Consider the following 25,775-nt stretch of genomic DNA (forward strand, 5'->3'; position numbering starts at 1 on the left):
TCTCCGATCCGGGATTCAATCCTGGATCGTAATTAAAAATTAATCTGTGGGTCTGACAAAATTTAAGATTCTCCTTGTTGTTTTTCCGTAATTTTATCCGTCAGGACGAATTCCAGTGTTCCTCCTTGTGTGATTTCATCGTGAGTAATCCAGGTTCGGTTCAACTCTTTACCATTGAGCAGGACTTTCTGAACGTAAATGTAATTGTCGTTTTCTTTGTTGGCTGTAACGACAAATTTTTTCTCCGGTCCTACGCGTAAGGTTACTTTGTTAAATAAAGGAGTCCCCAGCTGATATTTGCCTTCTACGGGATTGACAGGATAGAAACCCATGGCGGAAAAAACATACCAGGCGGACATTTGACCGCAATCTTCGTTACCGCACAGTCCGGCGGGTGTGTTGGTATATAATTCGGTCATAATTTTGTTTACATAGTATTGTGTCTTATGCGGTTGTCCGACATAGTTGAAAAGATAGGCTACATGGTGTGAGGGCTCGTTACCCTGGGCATATTGTCCGATCATACCGCTGATATCGGGAGAAGCATTGCTGCCTTCCAGTTGACTTGGGATCGTAAAGAGACTGTCCAGTTTGGTTGCAAAGGCTTCTTTCCCTCCGTGTAAAGAGATCAGCCCTTCAATATCGTGGGGGACAAACCAGGAATATTGCCAGGCATTTCCTTCGGTGTATTCGTCATCCCGGTGATTTGAATAGAGTGGAGAGAACGGTGATTTCCAAGCTCCGGAACTTGATTTTCCCCGCATAAAACCGGTGTTTTTATCGAAAAGGTTGGTGTAATTCCGGGATTCTTTCAAGAAGAAGAGGTAATCCTCTTCCTTGTTCAAAGCTTTGGCCATTTGAGCAATGCACCAATCGTCGTATGCATATTCGAGTGTTTTGGAAACGGATTCATTTTCTTTGTCATAAGGTATATAGCCGTATTGACGCAATTCTGCCAGTCCTGCCTTACCCGATAAGGCTGTCGCTTTCATGGCTTCGTAGGCTTTATCTACATCATAATTGTCAATGTCTTTCAGATAGGCTTCGACGATGACCGGAATGGAGTGATTACCGATCATACAGTTTGTTTCGTTTCCGACCAGTTCCCAAACGGGCAATAATCCGGATGCGTCGTAATGTTTGAGCATCGAATTTATCATATCGTTTACCCGTTTTTTTTGAGTGAGGGTAAATAACGGATGGGCTGCCCGGAAAGTATCCCAAAAGGAGAATACCGTATATTGTTTGTGTTTTTGTACGCTGTGGATTTCTTTATCCGGTCCTTTGAAATTGCCGTTTACGTCAGAAAACAGGTTCGGGGCCAGATAGGCATGATAGAGGGCTGTATAGAAAACCTGTATGTTGTTTTCATTGTTTCCTTCTACTTTTATACGGGATAGGATTTTACGCCAGGCCTGTTTGCCATCCCGCTTTACTTTATCAAAACTCCAGTGTGGAAGTTCTTTTTTCAAATTGGCGTCGGCTCCGTCAATGTTGGCGGAAGACAGACTGATTTTGGCCAGTATTTTATCGGTTTTGCAGCCGAAGTCGATCCACGCATAACAGGAATCGGTAACGATTTTCTGTCCGTTTTGCAAAGGTTTTAACGTATTTTTACCTGCGAGGACCTCTACGTCTTGAGAGAATTCTATGGTGAAGTATACTCGTTGGTCGGCAGCCCATCCTGTGGATTTACGATAACCTTGTAATGTCCTGTTATTGATCTTTTTCAGGCTGGCTTCTGTCGTTTTATCCCAATTCCGGGAAGTTGTCAGGTCCAGGGTCAGGCCGTGGACCGAGTTGGCCGGGTATTGGTAATAGTGAAAACCGCAACGGGGGGTGACAGCTAATTCTGTAATGATTCCGTTGTCAAATTTTACGCGGTAATATCCGGGTTCGGCTTGTTCGTTATCGTGTGAAAAACGGGCATATCCGGATCGGATGTAGTCGGCTGCATTCCGGTTTGTGTCCGGTTTTGTAATTACGGGCAAAAAACGAATATCCTGCAAGTCGCCGATTCCGGTTCCGCTGAGGTGAGTGTGTGAAAATGAACTGATGATACTGTCACTGTAATGATAACCGGAACACCAGTCCCAGCCGCTTCTCGGATTATCAGGGCTGAGTTGTATTGCTCCGAAGGGAACAGTCGCGCCGGGAAAGCAATGTCCATGTTCGGCCGTACCGATAAAAGGGTTTACGTATTCGGTGATTTTGGGGTCTTTTTCTTTATTGCTGCAACTACCCAATGGTAAGATAAATACGAACGAAAGTAGAAAGAATATATTTTTCATGGCGAGGACAATTGCGGATGGATGAGAAACGATAAAAAAGAAAAATGTCCGGAACATCAGAGCCGTAGTTGCTACGGAGCTGAGGAACCGGACATGAGGATGGGAATTACATCTTCAATTCATTCCAGACAAGAGCAGCAGCTCCGTAGATAGCTGCATTTTTATCCAGTTGTGAAGGCAGTAATTTTACTTTGTTAGCAAAAATTTTCAGTACATTCATTTCCATATGGTCTTTGGTGGGTTCGAAAAGCAGGGGACCTGCCTTTGCCAAACCGCCGAATAAGAAGATGGCTTCCGGACTGGTAATAGCTACCATGTTTGCCAATGCCTCTCCCAGCATTTTACCGGTATATTTGAATGTATTGATGGCAATCATATCTCCTTTTTGAGCTGCTTCCGATACCATTTTGGCCGTCATTTCGTTGAAAGGAACCAAACGCAAATCGCTCGGATAGTTGTATTTGGCCATCATTTTGTAAGCAGTTCTTTTTACTCCCGTGGCAGAAACATAGGTTTCCAGGCAACCGTTACGACCGCAGCCGCACTGACGTCCGTTCGGAGATACGATAATGTGTCCCAGTTCACCGGCAAATCCATCGCTTCCATATATCAACTGGCCGTTGGCAACGAAACCACTGCCCAGACCGGTACCTAATGTTACCATGATGAAATCTTTCATGCCTTTAGCTCCTCCGTATATCATTTCTCCGATAGCTGCAGCGTTGGCATCGTTTGTCAGGAATATCGGTAACTGCGGATAGAATTCTTTCATCATATCGCACAACGGGATAACATCGTGCCATCTCAGGTTGGGTGCAAATTCAATAGAACCTTTGTAATAGTTGCCGTTGGGAGCTCCTATACCGATGCCGATCATTTCGATTTCTTCCCGTAACGGATCCAATACTTTTTCAATTTCGAGGTATAGTTCCTTCAGGTAGTCGTTTATATCTTCATGCTTTTGGGTTTCAATATTCCCGTCTGCGATATAGTTTCCTTCTCTGTCAATGAAACCAAAAGTGGTGTTCGTTCCGCCAATGTCAATTCCTAATGCTACTTGCCTTTTCATGTCGTGTTTATATTAATTAATGTTGTTGGTTGTTTACGGTAACGTTTTCAGCCTTCGCTGCCGTTTGACGACGTAAATATAGAAAAAAAATGAGAGATCAGGAGCGATCTCTCATTTTTTACTAACTACTAACCTAAACATACAAACTTATGAAAAAAACGTCTTCTTATTGGCCGTTTTTGATATTACAAATATAGAATGAAAAATTGAACAAAATGGTTAATGGAAAGTTAAAAATTTTAATTTGTTTTGAAGTGTTGTGTATAAATTTCTTAAAACTTTTATAGAAAAGAAAATATAAGTCGTTCGGATTTTTAAATCGGGGGGAATAATGGTTGGCCCAAGGAGGAAATTTACATGTGGAGATAGAATTCCCGGGTAAGCCGGATGTATTCTTCTGTATAGTTGTGACGGCTGATTTCCAGCGTCAGGGTTGTCGTTTCGGGGATACATGGATATTCGACAAATTCCATCAATAATCTTTTTATTTTTTTACCCGGATTGGGGTAGATTTGTGTCTGCCGTTTGAGACAAAGATCGGTTTCCCGGGTTTTACCGATAAAGGAAAATGCTTCATCGGCAGGGAGGATGACACTGAATTTCCCGGTTGGAGATAATAAGCGGAGAACGGCTTCAATCAAAGCATTATGTGTGAAATTTTCACAATGGCGTGCCATATTCCGGGCGGTGTCAGGGGCAGGTGTCGATTGTATAAAAAAGGGCGGGTTACAGACGATATGATCGTATCGTTTGTCCGGATGATAACAGAATATGGAGTCGGGATAAACCTTTATTCTTTCCGGCCATGGGCTTTGGGCAATGTTTTCTGTTGCTTGTCTGTATGCAGCGGGGTTGATTTCTACGGCATCTATTGCCGCTCCTGGATTTCTTTGGGCGGCCATGAGGGCAATCAATCCGGTTCCGGTTCCGATATCCAATATGGTGTTTGCCTCAGATAAATCGGCCCAGGCACCCAATAAGACGCCATCAGTTCCTACTTTCATGGCTGTTTGATCCTGATAGATCGTAAATTGCTTGAATTGGAAGTAATTGTTCATGGATTTGTGGAAGCTGGCAAGGCTATTTATAAAAGTATTGTTTTGAACAGCAAACTTTTTGGATTGAAATTATGTGATCCTGTTTTTGGGTTGTAGCTTTAAAATCAGCAATTGAAACTAACCTGTTAAAACAATACCGCTAAAGGTAATAAATTTTATTTCCCTTTAGCGGTACAGTCGTAGCGGTATGCGATTTTAATTTTCCTCTTTTTCTTCTTTTTCCTCTTCGAAATTCAGCATATTTTTTTCTGCGAGCAGATTGTACCATTGAATGACTTTTTTCATATCGGATACATATACTCTGTCTTTGTCGTATTCCGGCAGGATTTCATTGAAATAAGCAATGATTTTTTCTGTCGGTTCTTTGTGGGAGAGGGTTTTGGCACCGTTCTCCTTTTCATTGATGCGTTTTAATACGGTTTTTAAAGGCATGTCTTCATCTTCCGTATATATGGATATATCTTCCAGGGATATGATTTTTGAGTTGGAATAAGCCGGAAAGCGTTTGCCGTCGATAAGTGATTCCACTATAATTGCATTCGGGGTATTGTTGATCAGTTTAAATAATCCCGGTTTTCCTGATATAGATAAAATTTCTTTTAACATGTGTCGTGTAAATTTTAGTCGTTTGTTAAAATGAAGTGCAAAAGTAATAAGAATTTTTGATAAATCAGTTTATCCCTCTTTGCTTTTTAATCTTTTCATAGGCCGTATTGATGAGGGTAAATTTTTCTTCCGCAGCTTTTCGAATGTCTTCTCCCAAATGTCCTACTTTGTCCGGATGATTTTCCATGGCCATTTTACGATAAGCTTTTTTCACTTCTTCATCGGTTGCAGCAGAGGTGATTCCCAGTGTTTGATAGGCTGAGTTCAGATCGTCGTAGAACATGGCCTTTACTGAATTGAAATTGGTGTTGTCGATACCCAATTGGAAAGCTATATTTTCAATCAACCGGATTTCTTCAGGGCAGATGCTACCGTCAGATTGGGCTACTCCAAACAGGTAATAGAGTAATTGAATGCGCGAAGACAGGTCCATATTGAACCGGATTTGCTGGCATACTTCTGCTAATGGAATTTCTTTGGTACGAAGTTCCTTGATCATGAGCAGGGCTTCGCGGGCCGCTTCTTCTCCGAAATTGGTACGGAGAAAATTTTTGACATAATCCAGTTCCGAACGGGTCATTTTGCCGTCGGCTTTCATAATTGCCGTAAGCAGTACGGTGAGACTGAACATGAAGTCACCCCGGCCTGTCCGGTTCCCGGAACCCGGAGCCGATGCAACTTTTACATCGACATTATCGAAGACCGAACCCATAAAAAGTCCGAAAAGTGCTCCTAACGGTCCTCCCATAACAAAGCCTAATCCGGCACCGATCCATTTTCCGTATTTTGCCATTTTATTGTTTTTGATTTAATTGTTCTATAATATCTTTAATTTGCTGATTTAAATCCAGCCCCCGGTCCGTATAGATCGTAAAGTCGGATTTTTGGCATTTTATATCGTCAGCCATTTGGTTTTCTATTCTTTTTATGACCTGTTCAGGACATACCTTATCCCGGTCGACAACCCGTTGTATCCGGGTTTGCCGGGAAGCATATACCGAGATAATCCGGTCGAAATTTTTTTCCAATCCGGCTTCAAATAGTATAGCCGATTCGAAAAAGACCAAATTCCCGGATTGCAGCAAGCTCCATTGGCGGAAATCTTCCAGAACAACCGGGTGTACGATTGCATTGACTTTCTGTAAGGCTGTTTTATCATTGAAAATGATTTCGGCCAATTTCTTTTTGTTCAGGTTATTGTCATCGGAATAAAGGGTTGTTCCGAATAATCCGGTAAGGGCCGAACGTATTTCCCTATTCTTATTTATCAGTTCGGAAGCCTGACGGTCTGAAATGTACACGGGATAACCTTCCTGCTCCAGAATATGGGCAACTGTCGTTTTACCGGAACCGATTCCACCTGTCAGGCCTATTTTTATCATAGCAGAGCATTACTTTTGTTCCAAAATATATTCTACCTTTTGAGGGGAGAATGCCAGGTTCTTAATGAAGGAGGGGCTTTGGGTAACTTGTATGGGTAAAAAATTAGATTTGCCCACGTCTTTATAATTGATGATAAAATTGAAATCTTTATCGGATACCCGGTCATACATGCTTAATCCGACGTCATACGTGACATCGACGGAAGCGGGGAAAAGCCGGATTGTAAGGGAGTCCGGTAGTCCGATGACTTTGATCGGAACACTTTTTTGTGCTTCTGTGAAACGCTCCAATTGCAGCGTGACCCGTACATCCTGGATGCTGTTTGTTATGCCGGGTATTTGGGCAAGCTGTATATCCTTAGATATGTCTTTTTTGATTTCTCCGATATTCCAGTGTTCGGTAGGTATGTATTTTAGAGTATCAACGATTATTGCCGGCCCTGTAATGAGAATGCTGTCCGGTGTCACATTGATTTTATTTTTTAAGATGTATTGTTTTTTCAGTTTATAATCTACGATGGGGTGTACCGGAACTTTCCGGGAAACGGCATATGAAAATTTAAAATCGATTTCCTGCGGTTTGATGTCTAATAATTTGATGTCGGAATTTAACTGGTTGCTGATTTTGTCTTTGATGTTTTTTAACTGGAGGGTGTATTCGAGAATGTTGTTTTTCTCCAGCAGATGATTGCTGTAACCATTGACATCCAATGTGATAGGTAGAAAAGACGTACTGATCCGGTATCTGAGTAAAGAGAACCCCGTAGCTTTGATTTCCAGACTTATACTTTTAGGTAGAGTGGAGACGAGGTATTTTCCTTTGGGAAAATCAGTGTATTTTACGGGATAGGTGATTTCGCTCGTATATTCTTTATTGAGTGCATTTAAAAACCACAGGATGGCGGCAATAACTACGCACATCATGTAGCTCAATATATGCCGGTCGATGTGAATATGATGCTTTTGCAAATAGGCAAATAAATTATTCTTCATAGACATACGGACGAAAATAGTAAGTTTAAAATTGTAGATTTACGATTTTAAATTATTGATTAAATGAATCCGACGATGAATCCCTTTGTCAAGCAATTTACAATTTATATGTTCGTTCTAATTGTAGATTTTAGATTGACCCTAAATATTTAATTCTTACCCCAAAAATCGTATATTAAAAATAAACTGAGGGGTAATTTTGAATTAAAAAATGAAAATCGGGTATTATTTGGAAAAGAGGGCACTCTGATGGGGTACCCTCTTTTGTTTATTTATTTAGCGGGAGCTGCATCAGTCATGTCTTTGATAACAGCTGCTTTGTCGATTTTTAAGCGAACGCCGCCTTCAACTTCCATAATAATTGCGAATTCCTGAATTTCTGCAACTTTTCCGTAGATACCGCCGGTGGTAACGATTTTATCTCCTTTTTGAAGAGACTCTCTGAATTTTTTCAACTCTTTTTGTCTTTTCATTTGAGGTCTGATCATAAAAAGCCAGAAAACAACAATAATCAGGATCAGAGGTAAAAAGCTCATCAAACCACCACCCTGGGTTTGGGTTTGTAATACGATCATAAAAAATGTGTTCATAATTTTAGTGTTTATTTTATAAATGTATTTTCCCGGTTTTATTTATATGTTTTGTACATAAGGATTTACCGCTTTAATTTTTTATATCGGCGGTGAATTTCAATGTAATCACCTTTTCCGGAATATTTGCAAATATACGGATTTCTTTGTATTGTTTACCGTATCTGCCGGAAGAGTTAAAAGCAATTTCTATTTTTCCTTCTTTTCCGGGGGCTACCGGTTCTTTGGTGTAATCGGCGGTGGTGCAGCCACAGCCGGTTTCTATGTTGCGGATTATGAGGTTTTCTGAGCCTGTATTTTTAAAATTGAATGTATGCATCACGGTTTCTCCGGCCGTTATTTTCCCGAAGTTGAATGTCGGTTGTGTGAATTCGATGCGGGTATCGGCTGTAGGGGCTGTTGTTTGTTTTGTTTGGGTATGGCATGCTTGCAGGCAGATGAATAAAAGTAGTCCTGTTTTTACTTTTCGGACTGCCCGGCAGTTCCATATAGTGAGCGGTTTCATTTTTTTCGTTTAGAATATGAGGTGTTTTACGGAATAATTTTTGTTTTGGATATGTTCCATTGTCTGGATTCCGATTTCCAGGTGTTGTTTGACAAAATTTTGGGTAACTTCTTTGTCTGATTCGGCTGTCTTTATTCCTTCGGAAATCATCGGTCTGTCGGAAACCAGTAGCAGGGCTCCGGTAGGGATACGGTTAGCAAAGCCGACGGTGAAAATGGTTGCTGTTTCCATATCTACAGCCATAGCCCGGGTTTTTACCAGATATTCCTTAAAATGATCGTCGTATTCCCAGACACGCCGGTTGGTGGTATAGACGACTCCGGTGAAATATTGCCGCTTGTGATCGTTGATGATCCGGGAACAGGTTTTTTGAATGCTGAAAGCCGGCAATGCCGGTACTTCATGGGGCAGGTAATCGTCTGAGGTACCTTCCCCCTTTATGGCTGCAATGGGTAAAATGTAGTCTCCTACTGAAGATTTATTTTTCAATCCTCCGCATTTACCCAGAAAAAGGACGGCTTCCGGTTCGATAGCGGTTAAAAGGTCCAGGACGGTAGCTGCATTGGCACTTCCCATACCGAAATTGATCAGGACGATATTTCCGTGTGATACGTTGGGCATGGTTTTATCGGCGCCGACAATCGGCTCGTTGAATAGCTCCGAAAATAAATCCAGGTAGTATTCGAAATTCGTCAATAGAATATATTTGGGGAAATCTTTTAATGCCCGGCCGGTATAGCGTGGCAGCCAGTTATCTACGATTTCTTTTTTTGTTTTCATAATGCATAAAGCTTTAACGTTATTTCATTTTGGGTTATGAACCGGTTTCCTCTTTTCTTACGTTTTTTTAATAAAAGAGTCACAGTATCGGAAAAGGAAGCCAATGTATGGTGTTCCATTTTTTGATTCCGGAATTTTGAGTTTGTGATAAATACTTTTCCGTTTTGCTCCATGAGGTGATTGACTGATCTTTTATTACCTTTGTCTGTCTCATTTCCGGGTATCGGTAAAATAAGACCGGCAAAACAGAACAGTTAATTACATCGATGAATACTATAGAACTTACTGCCCTCAAAAATATAAAAATTGAGGATTATACTTATGATTTACCGGAGGAAAAAATTGCAAAATTTCCTTTGGCCGACCGGGAGGCTTCCAGGTTGTTGATATATGATAGGGGAGCCGTTTCTGAAACGTTTTTTTCCCAGGTGCCTGCTCTTTTGAAATCGGGACAGACGTTGATATTTAATAATACAAAGGTAATATATGCCCGCTTATTTTTTCAGAAAGAAACGGGAGCGCATATCGAAATTTTTTGTCTGGAGCCTTTGGTACCTGCGGATTATGCCCGGAATTTCGAGAGTAATTATTACTGTGAGTGGAGTTGTATGGTCGGTAATCTGAAAAAATGGCGTGACGGTGCTATTTTCTGTCGTTTTAAACGGGGGCAGGATGAGGTGGTTTTAAAAGCAGAAAAGCTCGGACAAACGGGAGGGGAAGTACATGTTCGTTTTTCGTGGAATAAGGAGTTGTCTTTTAGTGAGGTTTTGGAATATTGCGGCAAAATACCGATTCCACCTTATTTGAACCGGGAATCCGAAGATTCGGATAAGATACGTTATCAAACGGTGTACTCCCGGGAAGAAGGTTCAGTGGCTGCTCCGACAGCCGGACTGCATTTTACCCGGAATATTTTGTCGGTTTTGGAAAAGCAAGGGGTGCATATAGATGAACTGACGCTGCATGTCGGGGCAGGTACTTTTCGTCCTGTGAAGGCCGAGCGGATAGGCGGGCATGATATGCACACGGAGCATATTGTTATCTCCCGGAAACTGGTGGACGATCTGTCCCGGAAACAAGGGGAGGTCATTGCGGTAGGAACTACTTCGGTACGGACTTTGGAAAGTTTATATTGGATGGGAGTGAAGAGATTGATGGGGGAGGAAGAATTTTATTCTTTATCCCAGTGGGAAGCTTATACTTTACCTGTTGGTTATTCTTTACAGGAGGCGATGGCGGCATTGGTGGATTGGTTTGACCGGAGCGGAGAGGAGTTGCTGAAAGCCCGGACGACGATTATCATTGTGCCAGGATACCGGTTTCAGGTTATAGACGCCATGTTTACGAATTTCCATCAACCGCAAAGTACTTTACTGCTGCTGGTCGGGGCCGCAGTCGGTGAAGATTGGCGAAAAATATATGCTTATGCCCTCTCGCATCATTTCCGTTTTTTGAGTTACGGAGACAGTAGTTTTTTGAAAGTCAGAAAATAAGGAGAGGTGTCTGTATGTTAGAATTATCGTTACCGGCATTTGAATACAAGGTCAAAAAGCAGGATGGGGTTGTATTCATTTATGATATTATCCGGAAAAAGTATGTCAAACTGACGCCGGAGGAATGGGTACGTCAGCATTTCGTGCATTATCTGATTCGTCAGAAGGGCTTTCCGCAGGCATTGATTGCATTGGAAAGAGAAATCGAGGTGTACGGCTTGAAACGCCGTTTTGATTTGGTATGCTATGACCGCCGGGGAAATCCGTATCTGATTGTCGAGTGTAAGGCTGCCGGCGTAACACTTTCACAAACGGTTTTCGATCAGGTTTTCGGCTATAATTTGATTCTGGCTGCTCCTTATGTTGCCATTACAAATGGTATCCGGCATTTTTGCGGTCATCTAGACTGCAACCGGCAATTTTGTTTTTTGCCGGAGATACCGGAATTTGAAGATTTTCCGGCCCTGTGATTTGTTATCACTTCCGGACAACAAATCACAGGGTACCGGAAGTTCAGATCAACAATTCTTAAAATATTTGTCGAGTAATTCAAAGGCAGCAGTAAAAGAACTCATTTCGTTTTTCTGTACTTTTTCTTCCGCCTTTTTCAGGTTTTCTTTTTGACTTTCGTAAAAACGGTTTTTCAGTTGTTCATTGATTGTTTCGTACATCCAGTATTTGGCTTGCTCGTTTCTGTGTGTTTCGAAATAACCGTTTTGCTGGGTTGTGTTACAATAGTTGAGAATGGCTTGCCAGATATCGGATATTCCTGTTTTTTCATAGGCTGAACAGGTCATAACTTTCGGTTCTACACCGGATTCATGGGGCGGAAACAGGTGTAAAGCTGTTTGCAATTGTACTTTGGCTAATTCGGCTTTATGAATGTTGTTACCGTCTGCTTTGTTGATAATGATGGTGTCGGCCATTTCCATGATACCCCGCTTGATGCCTTGTAGTTCGTCTCCGGCCCCTGCAATCTGTACCAACAGGAAAAAATCAACCATAGAATGGACGGCGATTTCGCTTTGTCCGACGCCTACTGTTTCTATTAAAATAATGTCGAAACCTGCTACTTCACAAAGGATCATGGCTTCTCTGGTTTTACGGGCTACACCACCGAGAGAACCCGCAGACGGGGAAGGCCGGATATAGGCATTCGGGTCCCGCGACAGTTCTTCCATTCGGGTTTTGTCCCCCAGAATACTGCCTTTGGAGCGTTCACTGCTGGGGTCGATCGCCAGTACGGCAATTTTATGGCCCTGGTCTGTCAGAAATTTTCCAAAGGTTTCTATAAATGTACTTTTACCGGCTCCCGGTACACCGGTTATCCCGATGCGCACAGAACGTCCTGAAGAAGGCAGACAACGCTTGATGACTTCCTGAGCTATTGCCTGATGTTCGGTTTTTGAACTTTCCACCAGAGTGATTGCTTGGCTGAGAATGTTGATGTTGCCTTTTAGGATACCCTCTACATAATCATCTGTTGTTAAAGCTTTCTTTTTTATATTTTTTAAACGGGCAACTAGGTTCGGATTTACCGGATCCGGTTGATCTATACCTTTATTTACTTTCAAACCCTCGTATTCCGAAGAGTTTTCCGGGTGTTCAATACATTGCTCCATGACTGTTTTTTTTGATTTAGGCAAAGATAGAATTAATTCGTTGAAAAGACAAAAGTCGGAAGCCAACAAGCTTCCGACTTTCAGATAATAAAAACAAAGTATTCCAGGCTGAAATTAATCGATACCCAGTTTCTTTTTCAATTCTTTGGATAAGGCATCTTTATGGATCATGACCGATGTCGTTTTGTATGCGACAAAGGGATAGGAAGCGTAAAGATAACCGTCGTATTTGTTGTATTTTCCCCAGGAATTCTTGACAATAAAATAAGGGGTACCGTTTTGGTCTTTGGCTTTTCCAACGATGTGCATACCATGGTCGTCGGTGGTTTGGTAATTGTCAAAGGCTTCCTGCCGCATTTCCTGGGTGATTTTTTTCTCACTACAGGGATGTTGGATGAATTGCCGTTGTTGTTCCTCTTTGGGTAATGTCAGCCATTTGGTGATTTCGGCATCCTTCATTTCTTTGGTATCGAAAGTCGGCACGACAGCGATGCCATTGGTAAATCCTTTTTCGGATAAATCGGTAGCCCAGGCAAAGGTGAATCCTTTGTCGATGGCTTTATCCAAAACGTCCATGAATTCGTCGAGCGGAAGGTTGTAAGTATTTCCGTTTAACCAGTTGTCCGGTACTTCGATAGCGAACTGAGAGTAAAAAGGATGATGGCTGAAAGAGGTCAACTGTATATAATCCGCCATATTCAGTCCCAGCATTTGGGTGAAACTTTGCGGGGTATATTCTTTACCTTTGTAGGTAAAGGTTTCCGGTAATTTCCCCAGATAAGCGTCTAGAATACCCTGGTAACCCTTTTTCCAGGCGGTTGTGATTTTCCGGTTCGGGTTTTTGACAATGACATCGGCGTATGCCCGTAACAGGCTGTTGAGTTCTCCGTGGGCATGTATATTTTCTCCGTAATTCAAACCGGAATAGGCTTCCAGAGGTACAATACCGTAACGGTCTATGGCCCATTGTACATCATAATGTGCTCCACCGGGACCAAAATTCATCGCACCGTGGAGACGTACGTAACGGTCGGCTTTTCCGTCATAAGTATGCCATACGACGTACATCGGGGAGAGACTGACAGTATCTTTTCCCAATCGGGCGATTTCCGATTCGAAGAACGATATGCCCGACCATGACCAGCAAGTGCTGCTCCGGTCCTGTGATTTGACACTGGTTGCCGGCATACGCTTGATGTCGGTAAACCGATATCCCTCTTCTTTCTGTTCCTGAGCCTGGGCCTGGTATAAAAATACACAGGCACAAGCAAATGTCAATACAATATTCTTTTTCATTCTTTTTTTATTATGGAATTAATAACCTGGATTTTGTTGACTGTCCCTGTCGGCGGGTGGGAATAACTGGATTTCCGTGTAAGAGATCGGCCATATCCGGCGGAAATGATCGAACGGAATGACTCCCAAATTGTCCAGATGCTGCTTAGCTAATTTTTCTTCCGGGGTTCTCCATCTCACAACCTCTCTGCAATTACGCCACAGATCCCAGGCTCTGTGCCCTTCACAGGCCAGTTCGAGTCGTCTTTCATACAGGATATCGTCCAGGGTTACGCCGTTGTCGTATTTCCGCGGGTCGACAGTTGTCCGTTTTTCCCGCAGGTCGCTGAGGTACTTTCCGGCATTGGTGTCGTTGCTTTTGAGTGCCGCTTCTGCTGCAATCAGGTACATTTCGGAGAGACGGAAAATTTTAGGATTGGTAATCAGTTCGTTGCCATTTCTACCTTCCCATTTCCAACGGGCATAGTAATATTGGAAAAGGGTGGACGGTTCGTAGAGAGAGAACCTTACATCCGTCGGGTTTTCCTGCATCAGTGCTTCGAAATCGGTAGTCGTACCAATTCTTTGGTAACGGGTTCCGCCGATCAGGGTACCCAGGCAAACCCATTGATTCGGTTCGGTATCGGATACATTGACTTCGAAAATCGATTCACTGGCAAAGGCCGTGCTCCATACCGATTTGTAGTTGTCAATTTCGTAAAGGGTAAAGACTTTGGAGTTGATGACGTCTTGGGCGGCTTTCAGTGCTTCTGGCCAATTTTCCATATACAGGTAGTATCTGGCCTGAAATGCGCGACCGGCATACCAGTCTAATCTGCCTTTTTTTCTGGTTTTACTCAGGAGGGGCACAGATTCTTTCAATTCGGTACCGATGTATTCCCAAACTTCCCGGGCAGTGTTTCTATAGTTGGGCTGACTGATATCGCTTTTGATTGTTTTAGCAATATAAATACCGAGCGGGTCGGCCGCGATATTGCCTTTTCCCCAGTTTGAAGGAAGCGGAGCGTGCATACGAACCATGTCAAAGTACATCAATGCACGTAATACACGGATTTCTGCCAGGTATTCTTTCTTTTTTTCCGATTCTTCCAGGGCTTTGGCCGATTCGAAAACTTTTATTGAAGCGTAAGCCAGGTTGTACAGGTTTCTGTAGATCAGGGTCGTTATGTCATAGGGAGTTGACTTGAATGAATAGTAGTCTGCTAACCAACCGGTATTTCCGGCCCGGAAATCGTCTCCCATCAGATCGCCGCTGAACATAAATGTGGCATCGTAATAATAACCGTAAGCTCCGCTGGTGAGTTTCAGGTAATTGTAACAACCGTTTGTAAAATTGTTGAGGTCATTGATATCCGAGATTATCTCCGTGTCCGGGAGGCTGGTGGCAGGAGATGAGTCGAGAAATTTGTCGCCGCAGGAGTAAATGCCTGTGATTAATCCGATTAAAAGTAGATATTTTATCTGTTTCATAACACTTCTCTTTTAGAATTTAATATCGATACCGAATCTCCAGGTCCGTAAGGACGGGTATGAATAGCTGTTATAGGATCCGGAATTGTTTACTTCTGGATTCACGTAATCAACACCGTAGAAGGTATAGATGTCGTTTCCGTTTACATATAACCGAAGTTCCGATAATCCCAACTGATTGATCCATTTTTTCGGGAAAGTATATCCCAAACTGATATTCTTGATCTTCAGATGATCAGAAGAACGCAGACTTCGGGTTGAGACATAGTTGGAATTGAACGGGTCAGTGTATATAATGATAGGTGTACCTTTATCTCCCGGTTTTTTCCAGGCATTTTTGTAAGCGTCGAATCTGACATTTGCAGTTCCCAGAGAGGCACCGTCGCGGACTGTCGCTGAATATTGGCTATCAAGCAAGGTACCGCCGATGGTGAATGTAAGCAGGAACGACAGATCGAAGCCTTTGTAAGTAAAACGGTTGGTTAATCCGCCGAACCAATCCGGATATCCTTTTTTATGGATGACTTTTTCAACTCCTACCGAAGGATCTTGGGAAATACTGGTGTGATCGATGACTGTTTTTCCGTCTTCTCCTTTTGTATTTTTATACCATTGGCTGCGTCCGGTTTGAGGATCGATACCGGCATATTCTCTCATATAATAAGAGTACAAATGTTCTCCCTGACGATAAATGTAGTTCGTCAATATGCTTTCGTTATCTTTAGCTAATTTTTCCACTTTAGCCCGCATAAAGGAAATGTTGAAATTAGTCTCCCAACTGAAGTCGTCTTTTATGAGATTCCGGGAGTCTAATGTGATTTCCAGACCGGTGTTCCGTAATTCCCCTTCGTTTACGATCATGCTGCTCCAACCGGAAGTATATGGGGTACTTGCATTGTTAATCAGGTCGACGGTGTGCTTGTTATAATATTCAATTGTACCTCTCAACCGGCTTTTGAACAACGAAAAATCAATACCGGCATTCCAGGTATAGGAGCTTTCCCAGGTCAGATTAGGATTACCGTAGCTACTGACACTGTAGGCCGGATCAGACATATAGGTGTTGTTTATACTGAACAGGGAAAGCGATCTGTAGTAGTTTCCCGGTTGAGTACCGTTTGTTCCGTAAGATAATTTTACCCTTAAATTATCCAGCCAGTTTTGAGTGGATTCCATGAAGGATTCCCTTGTTATATTCCAGGCTGCGGATGCAGACCAGAAATCTCCCCAGCGATTGGAGGCCAGGAAACGGGACGTCCCGTCACGCCGCCAGCTACCGCTCAGAAAATATTTATTGTCGTAATTGTAATCGAGTTTTGCAGCCCAGGAAATCAAACGGTCGGTGTTATCGTATCCGCCGACGGAATTCGGCAGGGAAGCATTACTCATGAACAATAACCGGCTGATGGGAAGATTATATCCACTGGCGTCCAGAAAGTCGTATGTCTGTCGTTTGGCTTCATAAACGCCGGTCGCATTAATATTGTGTATCCCGAAAGATTTTGTCAATGTGAGTATATTCGAGGTTACGATATTTGTGTAGAAAGAACGGGTTTCGTTTACTTCTCCGTGATTTGTGGCTCCTTGGTTGGAGGCTGGATCCCAGGTTTGTAAATACCGGCTATAGCGTATATCGGCGGCATTGGTCGTGGTAAATTTCAACCATTTGGTGATATCGACGGTTACGGATAGATTGGTCGTACTGGAGAACCTTGTTGTACGGTCTCTGTCTAAGGATATGGTTTCCAGGAAATTCGGGTCTGTTGAGTTGAATCCGGGTGTTTGGTTCAACTGACCGTTCGGTAAATAAATCGGCTGAGTCGGATTCATAGCCCGTAGATTGGAGATCGGATTACCCACGGTTGCCCCCTGATAGTCCAATTTAGTTTCCTGTTCCGTATAAGCGATAGCTTGGTTCATGGAGAAATTCAGCCATTGTGCCGTTTTGTTATTGAGCGCTAACCGGGCCGTAAAACGCTTGAAGTCGCTTCCTTCGGTAATACCGGATTGCCGCAAATAACCCAAGGATGCAAAAAAGTTGGTTTTTTGATTTCCTCCCCGGGCCGAGAAATTGATTTTATCTTCGGAACCGTTTTTGAACATTGCATCATACCAATTGTAATTCCGGGGGTGTGTCAAATATTTTTCCAATTGTGCCGGCGTCAGGTTTTTATAGTCGAAAGTTCCGTCCAACGGATCGTCCGGATGTACGATTTTGGCATAAGTATTCAAATTTTGAAGGGCATAAATGCGGGCGTCATTTTGAAGTGTCAGGTATTGATCTTCATCAGACATTCCCGGGAGTGCATTTTGAGAATACAGGTAGTAATTTTTTAAAGCCTCGGTTGCATATCGGGTATATTCACCTCCGCTCATGTAATAACCTTTTAACTGACGTTTAATGGCTTCGGAGGAGAAGCCTCTTTCATAGGTTACTTCGAAGCGGGTTTTACCTTCCTGTCCTTTTTTGGTGGTAATGATGATAACACCGGCAGAGGCCCGGGAACCATATAAAGAAGTTGCTGCGGCATCTTTCAGAACGGTCATTTGTTCAATGTCGTTCGGATTGAGATTGTTCAGATCGAAGTCTTCGCTGAGGGGAATCCCGTCGATAACATACAGCGGATTTGTAGATTCGGAAATCGAACCGATACCGCGAATCTGCAGGCCGACAGTTTCTCCCGGTTGACCGCCTCCCCGGGAAACACGTACACCGGCTACATAGCCTTTCAGGGCTTTTTCCGGAGAAACGGCATCGGCGGCTTCCCTCATCACTTTGTCTCCGCTGACACTGACAGCAGATCCGGTAAAGGCTTCTTTTTTAGTCGTTCCGTAAGCAACGACCATAACTTCTTCCAGGTCGGTGCTTATGGATTGTAATTGTACGTTTAGTACCGAACGGTTACCCGGTTTTTCTTCGTGGACTTTCATACCGATGAAAGAAAATTCCAGTACAATATGTCCGTTATCTTCATATACTAAGGTGTAATTCCCGTCGACATCCGTGGCAACACCTATGGTTGTTCCCTTTACCCGCACGGCGACACCGGGAAGTGGGAGGTTATTTTCGTCCGTGACATTTCCTTTTATCGTTTTTTTCGTGTCTTGAGGGGGAGCGGGAACCGGTCGGTTGTCCCGTCGGATGATGATGACTTCGTCTACAATTTCATAACAAAGTCGTTTGTCTTTCAATATTTGATCCAGTACTTTCTCGACAGTCTGGTTTTCTACTTTCATATTCAACAGACCGACGTCTTGTATATCCAGTTCATTGTATACAAAACTCAGATTCGTTTGTTTTTTGATCTCTTCGATGACATTTTTAATACTTACATTACTCAGGTTTAAATTTATCCGGTAGCCTTGTAAAAGATTAACGGCTTTGGCCGGTACGGAAGCGAAAGTGAAAAGCAGTAACACGTGCGTTACCCATAACAACCGGAGAATTCCGGAATGTTTTTTCTTCGTGGCTGTTTTTTCCATAACGTTTAAGTTTGTTGTGCTGATTTTTGCCGTGTGGCCAGATACGACAAAAGGTAGCCGGTTTGGTTTAAATTCTGAAAACTGATCGGTTTGTTATCAAAACACCTAAGAGAGAAAAAAGTGTACATTAAAAATTGTCTTTTTTTAGTCTTTTTTTTATTTAAATGTATGCCGTGTCGTTTTTTTTGAACTACTGTTAAATATTGTCAATAAATAAGGGGATAAGAATAAAGAGCTTGCTATTGAAAATAATTGAAAACAGCCTGAAGATTTTCAGGCTGTTTTGTATTTATTGGATTGTCGCATCGCTTGTGACTCCTGCTATACCCAGGAAAAGAAATTTGGCTACATCTTCCATAATTTCGGGATCGAGTAATTCCGGAACATCCCGTAAATCATGATAGTACATTGGGTTTTTGTATTTTCCTGTAGTCCCGGTATGGAAAGTAGGAACGTCGGCCCGGTTGAATGTCGCTCCGTCGGTACGGGCGACGGCTGTCGGGCTCATTTTTCGGTATTCGGAGGTTTTCAGGTAACGATGGATGTATTTTTCGTTGGCATCGGCAAAATATTTTTCCAATTGTGGGAACGATTTGATGCCTCCCATTGAAAAACCGTCGCCGCCTCCGACCATATCAAGGTTGATCATGCACAAGGTTTGCGCCAACGGATACAAGGGATGAGCAACATAGTAGGCAGACCCTAAAATTCCACATTCTTCGGCGCCGAAAAGAATAAATACGATGGTACGTTTGGGAGATAGGCCGGATTTACCGAAAGCTTTTGCTGTTTCCAGTACAATAGCGGAGCCGGAAGCATTGTCCCAGGCACCCCGGAATATTCCTCCGTGATTGCCAAGGTGGTCGAGGTGAGCTCCGAGAATCAAGGGCTTGTTTTTCAATACCGGGTCTGTACCTTCCATTACGGCAATGACATTACAGGTTTGGCTGTGTGGGTTGTAATTGGTTTCGGTTTGCATTTCAACTTCGCATCCGGTATCGAAACTGGCCGGTTTCAGGGACTTATTAATTTTTTCTTTTAAGGCTTTCCGTTCCTGTCCGGAAGGTTTTAAAATCTCGTTGGCAATCTCTTCCGATATGTGGCAAAATATGATCCCCTGGTGCTTGATATTGGGATTGGAGGTTTTCCCGATTAACAGTACGCCGCTGGCACCGTGCTTCAGAGCGTTGGCAATCCTGCCTACCGTACTGATATATTTTTCATTCCAGGCCTGATAATCTTTGTGATTCCGGTCGGTACAGGGAACACCGCTTTCTATCAAAACAATTTTATTTTGGGGATCGATGCCTTTGTAATCGTCATATCCCAGTTCCGGAGCCGTTAAGCCATAGCCTGCGTATAGGACTGAAGCTTTCGTTTTCCCGTTTAAAGAGTTTGTTCCCGGGAAATAATCTTTTGCAATTTGATAGCTTTTCCGGCCTGCCGGGGTTATTACTTCCAGTTTGCCGGGACCGGTCATTTCCGTATAATGGATGGGAAAATGTTGAAAGTAGCTACCCTGGTCGCCTCCCGGTTTTAGTCCCCATTCGGCAAATCGGTTGGCAGCCCAGTGAGCACATGCCATATATTCGGGAGAACCGGCCTGTCTGCCCTGGTATTCGGGTTTACACAATTCTTCTACGAACTTGTAGATTTCATTACTGGAAATGTTGTGAAACGCTTGCATTTCAGGCGTATAAGCCGCCTTTTCCTGGGCAAGTCCTACGGTGCATGCACAGAATAGACTAACGGACAATAAAATATTTTTGAACATGATTATATGGGTTTTAGATTAGATTATTTAGCGGAACAAAGTCGTTAATAGTTTTTGACGACAACTGTATTGCCTTTTATTGAGAAGCGGATACGTTCCGTTCTTTCCAAAGCATTCAATATTTTAGAAAAATCTTTTTGTTTGTCGATATTTAATGAGAAAGGCAGATCTTTCAGTTGCTCTTTTTCATAAAAGACTTCGAAATTATACCACTGTTGTAACCGGGTAAGGATATCATCCAAACGGGTGTTGTTGAATATAAAACGTCCGGTAATCCAGCCGACATAATAATCGGTATTTACCGTTTGTACGTCGATATCCCGGCCTTCCGGAGTACACACCGCCTGCTGAGAGGGAGTGAGGATTACCTCGGATTGCCGGTTTTTTACATATACGGCTCCTTCGACTAAGGTTGTAGATATGATTTTTTCCTCCTGATAAGCCCGGACATTAAAAGATGTACCCAGAACTTTCACAGCGATTCCGTTTGCCTTTACAATAAACGGATGTTCGGGATCATGCTTGACATTGAAATATCCTTCACCCACAAGTTCGACTTCCCGGATTGCCCCGTTGAATCTGACCGGATACTTTAAACTGGAAGAGGTGTTGAGATACACAATCGTACCGTCACTAAGCATCAGGTGATAATCGTTTCCTTTGGGAATCGTCAATGTGTTGTAATGGATTGTCGTGTCCGCCGATTTTACGGCTGTATATCGTAATGTATCGCCGGTACGTAGAATAGATGAATGGGAGGAGCGTATTTCTTCGGTGGCTTTGTGTTCCAGCGGGATACAGCTGCCGTCTGAAAGAGTCAGTATAGGAGCCGTGGTTTTTAACTCTTGTATGGCCTGGGCTAAAGGAGGTAATTCCGGTATATCTTGCTTTTGTTTTAGTAAAAACAGACAGAGACATAAAGGTAACAGAAATACGGCAGCATAACGGAGAATACGTTGCCAACGGATTGTTTTTTTACGGAATGTACGCCGGCAGATTTGCTGCCATTCTTTTTCAGTATCTTGAGGAGACAGGATACATTCTTCCCGGTTTTTAGGCAGGAAATCTTCTGATATAAGCCGTTGAAAAAGTTCTTCGTGGCTCTTAGCTTCCTGCCGCCAGTGGGTCAAAATCTCCAGGCCCTTCTTGTCTATTGCTCCGGTGATGTACTCAAGCAGCAGTTTTTTTATATTGTCGGAGTCTCTTTCTTCCATCCGTTTGTATTTTTATTTATCATAAAACACCTAAATCGAGCTTTGGTATACATCATCTGAAGATTTTTTATCCGGAAAAATGATTTTTATTTTATTCCGTAAAAAATGATGTGCCCGGTTTTTGTATTTTTTTACTGAATTGACCGATATATGGAATCGCTCTGCAATTTCCGAATGTTTTTTCCCTTCCAGGCTGCAAAGATAAACTTCTTTGCAGGCAGGCGGAATCTCTTCGAATATCCGATTAAGAATACTGAATATTTCAGCTTCCATCATGTCTTCTAAAAAAGAATCGTAATGTTCTTGCTGACTGATAAATTGCGTGTAGCGATCTTTTACTTTGTCGTGGCGTAATTGGTTAAGACAAAGGCTTCTGGCGGTTTTAAACAAATAGGAACGCAAAGCGGTCTCATCTTTGAATGTAAGATGAGCTTCCCAGAGTTTAACGAAAACTTCCTGGACGACATCGTTTGCATTTTCTTTGTCATTGCAGTAGCGTAGACAGAAAAAACGCAGCATCGGATTATACTTTTCGTATACTTTCCGAAAAGCTTTTTCCCCTCCTGAGGCTAATTGAGGTAAGATGTCCGGTAACTCTTCCGTTTTCACTTTTGAATTGATTATTGATTGCGAAAAATACGAAAAGAATTGAAATTTGGTCTTTTTTGTGAGAAATTTAACTCCAATAGTTTGAAAGTTGTGAAAAAATAACAAATTGTGTGATTTGTTCCGGTCAATGCCTTTGTTTTTATGATATATTGTACATTATGACATTTTCTTTATCTTTGAAAGCATGAAAAAAACAAACTAAAACTTAAAATACATGGAACAAGAAGAACAAAAAATGAATTCGTTACCTGAAAATGCTTATCGGGAATTAAAGCCGGGCGAGGAATACAAACCGATGATGCCGGCTAATACAAAGCCGAAGGAGGTTACTGTTTACTCCGTTTCTTTCGGTATTATTATGGCGATTGTTTTTTCTGCCGCTGCGGCTTATCTCGGACTGCGGGTGGGACAGGTATTTGAAGCTGCTATCCCGATTGCTATTATTGCTGTCGGAGTCGGTAATCTGATGAAGAAAAATAATATGTTGGGACAGAATGTGATCATTCAGTCGATCGGAGCCAGTTCGGGAGTAATTGTAGCCGGAGCTATCTTTACTTTGCCCGCTTTGTATATCCTGGGTTTGGAAGCGCAATTCTACCAGGTATTCCTGGCTTCTTTGTTCGGAGGATTATTGGGAATTTTGATGCTGATCCCTTTCCGTAAATATTTTGTGAAAGATATGCATGGAAAATATCCTTTTCCGGAAGCGACAGCGACGACGGAGGTACTGGTATCCGGAGAGAAAAAAGGAAATCAGGCTAAATTATTGGCAATAAGTGGATTGGTTGGCGGTTTGTACGACTTTTGTGTCAGTACGTTCGGATGGTGGACCGAAAATATTTCTACGCGTCTGATCGGGTGGGGAGATATGGTGGCTGAGAAAATGAAAGTCGTATTTAAAGTAAATACAGGAGCAGCCGTTTTGGGACTCGGTTATATTATCGGTTTGAAATATTCTGCTATTATTTGTGCGGGTTCTTTTACCGTTTGGTTTGTATTGATTCCTTTTTTGAGTTATTTCGGAGACGGTCAGACATTGGCTGTCGGGGAAGGAATTACTACTTTGATACGGGATATGTCGCCGGAAATGATTTTTACACATTACGCCCGCCATATCGGTATTGGTGGTATTGCTATGGCCGGTATTATCGGTATCGTGCGTTCGTCGGGTATTATCAGACAGGCTTTGGGCTTAGCGGTGAATGAGTTGAAAGGCAAAAAAACGGCAGAAGAAAATGTGGAGCGTACCCAACGTGATTTGACGATGAAGTTTATCATGATCGGTATATTGGCTACATTGGTAACTACTTTTATCTTTTTTCAGTTCGGCGTATTGGGTAACTGGCTGCAAACGGTAGTAGCTATTCTTATTGTTTTTGTTATTTCTTTTTTGTTTACGACTGTAGCTGCGAATGCAATTGCGATTGTCGGTACAAACCCGGTATCCGGAATGACGTTGATGACTTTGATTCTGGCTTCTTTGGTGTTGGTCAGTGCCGGTTTGAGCGGAACGGGCGGTATGATGGCAGCGATGGTTATCGGAGGTGTGGTGTGTACGGCTTTATCTATGGCCGGCGGTTTTATTACGGATTTGAAAATCGGTTATTGGTTGGGCACCACTCCCGCCAAGCAGGAGACCTGGAAGTTTTTGGGAACGGCTGTTTCTGCTGCAACAGTGGCCGGTGTTATGATTATTCTGAATGAAACGTACGGTTTTGTCGGAGAAGGTTCTTTGGTTGCACCACAGGCAAATGCGATGGCGGCTGTGATTAAACCGCTGATGGAAGGTGGGGCTACCCCTTGGATGCTTTATTTTGCGGGGGCAGCGTTGGCATTGATTCTGACGATGATCGGTGTACCGGCTTTGGCTTTCGCTTTGGGTATGTTTATTCCGTTGGAATTGAATACTCCTTTATTGATCGGAGGTTTGGTAAGCTGGTTTGTTTCTACCCGGAGCAAAAACGAGAGTATCAATAAATTCAGACGTGACCGCGGTACCTTAATCGCTTCCGGCTTTATCGCCGGCGGGGCATTGATGGGTGTGATTAGTGCAATATTGAAATATGTCGGAGCCGATTGGAATATGTCCTGGGAAGGAGCGGGCTATTTGGCGGTTGTCATGTATATTGTGATTATAGGTTATTTTATCTGGGACGCATTAAGAGGTAAAAAAGAATAAATATAATGGAACTGCGGTATCCGAAGTTTTTATTTTGAATGCCCGGTTTTTGATAAAATATAGACTATGGAATTAAAAGAACGTTTTTTAAAGTATGTCGGGTTCGATACACAAAGTGATCCCGGAAGTGAAAAATTTCCCTCTACGGATAAACAATTGGTACTTTTGCGTTATCTGGCAGATGAAATGAAAAGTATAGGCCTGCTCGATGTCGAGATGGACCGGTATGGTTATGTGATGGGGACCATCCCCGCTACTCCCGGACATGAAGATCGTCCTGTGATCGGTTTTATAGCCCATGTCGACACCAGTCCCGATATGAACGGAGCTGATATTTGTCCGCAGATTATCGAGAAATACGACGGTGAAGATATCCGCTTGAATGATAAATTGACCATGACTGTCGCTGATTTCCCGGAGTTGTCGTTTTATAAAGGGCATACTTTGATTACGACAGACGGCACTTCTTTGCTGGGAGCGGATGATAAAGCCGGTGTTGCTGAAATTATGACGGCAGCCGAGTATCTGATACAACATCCGGAGATCGCTCATGGTAAGATTCGCATCGGATTTACACCGGATGAGGAAATTGGCCGGGGAGTCGATTTTTTTGATGTGAAACGATTCGGGGCCGTATGTGCTTATACTGTTGACGGAGGTTTCGAGGGAGAACTGGAATATGAAAACTTCAATGCTGCCGGAGTAAAGATCGAGGTGCAAGGCCGTAATATCCACCCGGGATATGCGAAGGATAAAATGCTCAATGCCTTGCAGGTTGTGACGGAGATCAATGCTATGTTACCGGCTTGGGAACGTCCTGAACATACAGAAGGATACGAAGGTTTTTATCATTTGATATCCATAAGCGGAGAAGTGGAGAAAGCCGCTATTGAGTATATTATCCGCGATCATTCCCGTGAAAAGTTCGAAGCTAAAAAACAGTTTATGACAAATGTTGTGGAGTTTTTGACGAAAAAATACGGGGAAGGAGTCGTATCGATGACCTTAAAAGATCAATATTACAATATGCGGGAAATGGTGGAACCGCATCCGGAAGTAATCGACAAGGCTTTGCAGGCCATGCAGCAGGCTGAGGTGAAACCGATTGTACGTCCGATTCGCGGTGGTACGGACGGAGCCCGTTTGTCCTACATGGGCTTGCCTTGTCCGAATTTATTCACCGGAGGCATGAATTTCCACGGTAAATATGAGTATTGTTCGTTGACAACAATGCACAAGGCCATGCAGACGATTTTGAATCTGGCTGTTTTGTGGGGAAAATAAAAATACCGGATGTCTGATGGCATAGACATCCGGTAAACCAATTATTAATCAATAAAAAACCAATTTCTTTTAAAGTA

21 protein-coding genes are annotated in these 25,775 nt (G+C 42.8%); 4 read left to right on the top strand and 17 right to left on the bottom strand.

Going from position 1 to position 25,775, the window contains the following annotated elements; translation table 11 throughout:
* Positions 1 to 62 precede the first annotated feature (62 nt).
* From BN8908_RS01605 to BN8908_RS01650, 10 genes are all read right to left on the bottom strand, one after another.
* Positions 63 to 2,291 carry a GH92 family glycosyl hydrolase gene (locus tag BN8908_RS01605; RefSeq protein ID WP_068688585.1) on the bottom strand — a complete coding sequence of 743 codons (2,229 nt, stop codon included), beginning with the start codon at positions 2,289 to 2,291 and terminating at the stop codon, positions 63 to 65.
* Between the two features lie 106 nt (positions 2,292 to 2,397).
* Complete coding sequence (locus BN8908_RS01610; RefSeq protein ID WP_021986665.1) at positions 2,398 to 3,360, bottom strand: ROK family protein; 963 nt, start codon at positions 3,358 to 3,360, stop codon at positions 2,398 to 2,400.
* A gap of 353 nt (positions 3,361 to 3,713) precedes the next feature.
* Positions 3,714 to 4,418: a tRNA1(Val) (adenine(37)-N6)-methyltransferase gene (locus BN8908_RS01615; protein WP_068688587.1), complete on the bottom strand. Its 705-nt coding sequence runs from the start codon at positions 4,416 to 4,418 to the stop codon at positions 3,714 to 3,716.
* 195 nt (positions 4,419 to 4,613) lie between these two features.
* Positions 4,614 to 5,024, bottom strand: a complete 411-nt coding sequence (locus tag BN8908_RS01620) for a DUF5606 family protein (RefSeq protein ID WP_021986667.1) — start codon at positions 5,022 to 5,024, stop codon at positions 4,614 to 4,616.
* 64 nt (positions 5,025 to 5,088) lie between these two features.
* A complete protein-coding gene (locus BN8908_RS01625) occupies positions 5,089 to 5,817 on the bottom strand; it encodes a TerB family tellurite resistance protein (RefSeq protein ID WP_021986668.1) in 729 nt (242 codons plus the stop codon).
* Between the two features lies 1 nt (position 5,818).
* A complete protein-coding gene (gene coaE, locus BN8908_RS01630) occupies positions 5,819 to 6,406 on the bottom strand; it encodes a dephospho-CoA kinase (RefSeq protein ID WP_068688589.1) in 588 nt (195 codons plus the stop codon).
* A 9-nt stretch (positions 6,407 to 6,415) separates the two neighbouring features.
* The gene (locus tag BN8908_RS01635) at positions 6,416 to 7,399 is read right to left on the bottom strand and encodes a CdaR family protein (protein ID WP_118773773.1); all 984 of its coding nucleotides are present in this window, start codon (positions 7,397 to 7,399) and stop codon (positions 6,416 to 6,418) included.
* 272 nt (positions 7,400 to 7,671) lie between these two features.
* The gene (gene yajC / locus BN8908_RS01640; RefSeq protein WP_021986671.1) at positions 7,672 to 7,989 is read right to left on the bottom strand and encodes a preprotein translocase subunit YajC; all 318 of its coding nucleotides are present in this window, start codon (positions 7,987 to 7,989) and stop codon (positions 7,672 to 7,674) included.
* A gap of 73 nt (positions 7,990 to 8,062) precedes the next feature.
* Positions 8,063 to 8,494: a DUF1573 domain-containing protein gene (locus tag BN8908_RS01645; protein ID WP_021986672.1), complete on the bottom strand. Its 432-nt coding sequence runs from the start codon at positions 8,492 to 8,494 to the stop codon at positions 8,063 to 8,065.
* A gap of 9 nt (positions 8,495 to 8,503) precedes the next feature.
* Positions 8,504 to 9,274: an AMP nucleosidase gene (locus BN8908_RS01650; RefSeq protein WP_021986673.1), complete on the bottom strand. Its 771-nt coding sequence runs from the start codon at positions 9,272 to 9,274 to the stop codon at positions 8,504 to 8,506.
* Between the two features lie 266 nt (positions 9,275 to 9,540).
* Between BN8908_RS01650 and BN8908_RS01655 the strand changes: the two genes are divergently transcribed.
* Positions 9,541 to 10,767: an S-adenosylmethionine:tRNA ribosyltransferase-isomerase gene (locus BN8908_RS01655; protein ID WP_068688591.1), complete on the top strand. Its 1,227-nt coding sequence runs from the start codon at positions 9,541 to 9,543 to the stop codon at positions 10,765 to 10,767.
* A gap of 14 nt (positions 10,768 to 10,781) precedes the next feature.
* Positions 10,782 to 11,237, top strand: coding sequence for a type I restriction enzyme HsdR N-terminal domain-containing protein (locus BN8908_RS01660; RefSeq protein WP_068688594.1), 456 nt, complete (start codon positions 10,782 to 10,784; stop codon positions 11,235 to 11,237).
* 48 nt (positions 11,238 to 11,285) lie between these two features.
* Here the strand turns inward: BN8908_RS01660 and meaB are convergent, their stop codons facing one another.
* The 7 genes from meaB to BN8908_RS01695 all read right to left on the bottom strand — a co-directional run bounded on the left by meaB (position 11,286) and on the right by BN8908_RS01695 (position 22,235).
* Complete coding sequence (gene meaB, locus BN8908_RS01665; RefSeq protein WP_068692043.1) at positions 11,286 to 12,377, bottom strand: methylmalonyl Co-A mutase-associated GTPase MeaB; 1,092 nt, start codon at positions 12,375 to 12,377, stop codon at positions 11,286 to 11,288.
* A 126-nt stretch (positions 12,378 to 12,503) separates the two neighbouring features.
* The gene (locus tag BN8908_RS01670; RefSeq protein ID WP_068688596.1) at positions 12,504 to 13,685 is read right to left on the bottom strand and encodes a C1 family peptidase; all 1,182 of its coding nucleotides are present in this window, start codon (positions 13,683 to 13,685) and stop codon (positions 12,504 to 12,506) included.
* An 18-nt stretch (positions 13,686 to 13,703) separates the two neighbouring features.
* The gene (locus BN8908_RS01675; RefSeq protein ID WP_068688598.1) at positions 13,704 to 15,155 is read right to left on the bottom strand and encodes a RagB/SusD family nutrient uptake outer membrane protein; all 1,452 of its coding nucleotides are present in this window, start codon (positions 15,153 to 15,155) and stop codon (positions 13,704 to 13,706) included.
* 12 nt (positions 15,156 to 15,167) lie between these two features.
* Positions 15,168 to 18,638, bottom strand: coding sequence for a TonB-dependent receptor (locus BN8908_RS01680; protein WP_068688600.1), 3,471 nt, complete (start codon positions 18,636 to 18,638; stop codon positions 15,168 to 15,170).
* A 289-nt stretch (positions 18,639 to 18,927) separates the two neighbouring features.
* Complete coding sequence (locus BN8908_RS01685; RefSeq protein ID WP_021986680.1) at positions 18,928 to 20,412, bottom strand: M20/M25/M40 family metallo-hydrolase; 1,485 nt, start codon at positions 20,410 to 20,412, stop codon at positions 18,928 to 18,930.
* Positions 20,413 to 20,456: 44 nt separating this feature from the next.
* Positions 20,457 to 21,626 carry a FecR family protein gene (locus tag BN8908_RS01690; RefSeq protein WP_021986681.1) on the bottom strand — a complete coding sequence of 390 codons (1,170 nt, stop codon included), beginning with the start codon at positions 21,624 to 21,626 and terminating at the stop codon, positions 20,457 to 20,459.
* A 30-nt stretch (positions 21,627 to 21,656) separates the two neighbouring features.
* The gene (locus tag BN8908_RS01695) at positions 21,657 to 22,235 is read right to left on the bottom strand and encodes an RNA polymerase sigma factor (protein WP_068688602.1); all 579 of its coding nucleotides are present in this window, start codon (positions 22,233 to 22,235) and stop codon (positions 21,657 to 21,659) included.
* 214 nt (positions 22,236 to 22,449) lie between these two features.
* Here BN8908_RS01695 and BN8908_RS01700 point away from each other — a divergent pair, with 214 nt between their 5' ends.
* Both BN8908_RS01700 and pepT read left to right on the top strand, forming a co-directional pair.
* Positions 22,450 to 24,414, top strand: coding sequence for an OPT family oligopeptide transporter (locus BN8908_RS01700; protein ID WP_068688604.1), 1,965 nt, complete (start codon positions 22,450 to 22,452; stop codon positions 24,412 to 24,414).
* Positions 24,415 to 24,480: 66 nt separating this feature from the next.
* A complete protein-coding gene (gene pepT, locus BN8908_RS01705) occupies positions 24,481 to 25,698 on the top strand; it encodes a peptidase T (protein WP_068688606.1) in 1,218 nt (405 codons plus the stop codon).
* Positions 25,699 to 25,775 lie beyond the last annotated feature (77 nt).

Source organism: Culturomica massiliensis, from assembly GCF_900091655.1.
GTDB classification, from domain to species: Bacteria; Bacteroidota; Bacteroidia; order Bacteroidales; family Marinifilaceae; genus Culturomica; species Culturomica massiliensis.